Raw genomic sequence first — 2,965 nt, 5'->3', positions numbered from 1 at the left:
AGGAATAAAGGTGTACTGAGTTTTTTTCACGCAATCAAATATGAGTCCTATATATAAACAAAATTTTCAAGTATTTGACTAACTCAGTTTAAACATAAAAGTGCTGGGGTGCGTCACCGATAGCCTACTCCTACAGCATAGCAACTATTAGAGACGCTCTTGCTAGCTTGCTTATCCGTAGGAATACGCTTAAAGCGAGTCATGTCCCAAAGGTAAACTTGTAGCCCGAAGCAGCTTCACGAGCGCTACAGCTTGTCGTTCGCAGTTGGCATAGTGTCAAATAAAATACATTATTACACGCGTATTTTGCTAATTGCTCATAAAATTTAAAAAAGAGCCTTTTGCATACGTGGGCCCAAGCATGAAACAAATCTGGAAATCTTTACTACCAGCCTGGAAGTGGGTATTACTTTCAGCTGCTACATCAATTTTGATAATCCTGACGCAGGCAACTTCACCCCTTCTGGCACAAGAACCTGCTGCCTCTACCACTATTGAAACGACAAAGCCCAGTTCAGAAACAACTAAAGTCCAAAAGTTACGGGAAGCGCTGCAACGTTCATCAACGCCAGAAGCACCACAACCCACCCCTGAAGTTTCCGAACCGAAAAAGCCAGAGTCGTCACAGGAACCCCCACTCAGCCCGGAAGAAATCACCCGTCAGCTAAAATTTATAGAAGCGGATAGACTTTATCTAGCGGGAAAAATCCCAGAGGCGGAAAAAATTTACCGCGAGGTTAAGCAACCTTTTGCTAAAACATCAGATAATCAACAGCGTAAACCTGCAATACTCGACCCCACGCAACTATCCCCAGGAGGTAAAGTCTACTGGCGAGAATCAGAGGCGGGGATAGCACAAAAGTTGCAAACAAAAACTTTAGTACCTCTGCAACTATTAGTTGAGCAATATCCTGAATTTATCCCTGGTCATATTCGATATGCTGAAGTATTGAAACAATACGATCGCAGCAAAGAAGCCTTAGATATATTAGAACGGGCTTCTTCGCTGTATCCAGATCAACCAGAATTAATTAAAGTTAGAATTACAGCCCTAGCTGGTGATAAAAAATGGATGGAAGCGTCTTTAGCGGCGCGTCAATTTGCTATTCTTAACCCTAAAGATCCCCAAGCGCCTGAGTTTACAAAACTAGCAGAGGAAAATCTGAACCGTTACAAATCTCATACACAAGGAGAAATTAGAGGCAATGTCATCGGTAATATTATTACAGGTGCTTTAGGTTACGCTGTTACTGGCAGTCTGCTTGGGCCGTTTTCTGCCCTTGACTCTACCATCATGCTGCTACAAGGTGAACAAGCCATAGGTGAATCGGTGGCAAAGCAGGCAAAAAAACAGCTGGGTGTAATTATAGACGAAGCTATTTTGGCATACGTCAATGAAATTGGACAGAAATTGGCGAAGGTAGGAGGACGGGACGAGTTTAAATACGAATTCTTTGTGATTCCAGAGGAAAGCCTTAACGCCTTTGCATTACCTGGGGGTAAAATTTTTATTAATGCGGGTGCGATCGCTAAAACTAATTCCGAAGCAGAATTAGCTGGGTTAATGGGTCATGAATTATCCCATGTACTTTTATCCCACGGTTTTCAATTAGTCAGCCAAGGCAACCTGATCTCTAACGTTACCCAATATCTACCTCTAGGTGGCACCATCGGTCAACTGTTTGCACTAAGTTACAGCCGCGACATGGAACGTCAGGCAGATAATCTCGGCACACGCCTAATTGTTGCCACTGGCTACGCTGCTGATGGCTTGCGTAACTTAATGGTGACGCTAGTAAAACAGCAAAAAAATGCTCCTCCTAGTTGGTTATCTTCACACCCAGGCGGTAGTGAGCGAGTTAGTTATTTAGAAAACCTCATTACCCGTAGTAGCTACAACCGTTACGCCTATGAAGGAGTAGAACGTCATCTAGAAATTCAAGCACGGGTGAAAAAGCTACTCGAAGAGAAAAAAGCAAGAGAGGAAAAAAAATAGCGTTTTTAATGAATCAAAACATAGAATTATTCGTCGCTTAAACTATCAATTCCCCACCTATTTCTACTGGAGGATGATTTATGTCATCACAACTGCTTCGATTGATATCTTTGGGCAGTCTTGGCTTATCTTTGTGTCTGGGTAATTCCGTAGCAATGGCGCAATATGACTCTAATGGCAATGGTGTTGTCGTACCAACAATACCATCAGGTGGGTCATCAGTACCAATAGATACATCAACACCAATAGACACATCAACAGGTATACCACCTTCATCCTCGGCTGACGGTACAACTCGGTTTACTTGTCAGACTTACAATGGTCAGTACACCGTTATGTATCAGCCACAAAGTCAAGCAGGTCAATACTTTGCTTGGGCTGCGCCTGCGACTTTGGGCGGTGGTTGGGACGCACAAAGGCGTTGTACAGCAATTGCCAGTCGCTTAGAACAGTATCGCCCAGATGGCTTACAAGAACTCCAGACAGCAACAGAAAATAACGAAAATATTGTCTGCGTCACAACAGAAGCTAACCCAACCTGTAGAATTGTGCTGACAGTACCGCCAGGGAAAGACCCCTATGTTATCCGCAATAGTATTTTTCAGAACTTGACTACTGCTGACAGTGGACAGCAGACTATAGCCGTTAACACTTATGGCGATCGCAGTAGTGGAGGCAACGAATTATATAATTTAGGACGCACACTTTTGGGCAGTGGCAATAATCGGGTTAGTTCGTCTAGAAGTGGGATTAATCTGAAACCTTTCCTCGATCGCAAAGATGGTGGTACTGGGAACAATTTGCGGAGTGGAGTAGCAATTCGTCGTCAGTCTGTGCCTAACTCTGTTCGCTTAAATCCTGGTAATTTCCGGTAGGCAATAGTGGCTTTTAGTCAATATAGCAAGGGACTGGGGACTGGGGACTGGGTGAAAAGTCTTTTTGTGTCTAAGTTTTATCATCTGTTGATGT

Annotated in this window: 2 protein-coding genes; both read left to right on the top strand. The window is 43.5% G+C overall.

Annotated elements, in window-relative coordinates; all coding sequences use genetic code 11:
- Positions 1–361 precede the first annotated feature (361 nt).
- Positions 362–1,996, top strand: a complete 1,635-nt coding sequence (locus ACFFAP_RS37645) for a M48 family metalloprotease (RefSeq protein ID WP_375515976.1) — start codon at positions 362–364, stop codon at positions 1,994–1,996.
- An 80-nt stretch (positions 1,997–2,076) separates the two neighbouring features.
- Positions 2,077–2,871 carry a COP23 domain-containing protein gene (locus tag ACFFAP_RS37640; RefSeq protein ID WP_375515975.1) on the top strand — a complete coding sequence of 265 codons (795 nt, stop codon included), beginning with the start codon at positions 2,077–2,079 and terminating at the stop codon, positions 2,869–2,871.
- The last annotated feature ends 94 nt before the right edge of the window (positions 2,872–2,965 follow it).

This window comes from uncultured Nostoc sp. (genome assembly GCF_964245575.1).
GTDB lineage: Bacteria > Cyanobacteriota > Cyanobacteriia > Cyanobacteriales > Nostocaceae > Nostoc.
The sequence above is the reverse complement of the archived record's forward strand: the minus strand, read 5'-3'. Positions and strand labels throughout refer to the sequence as shown.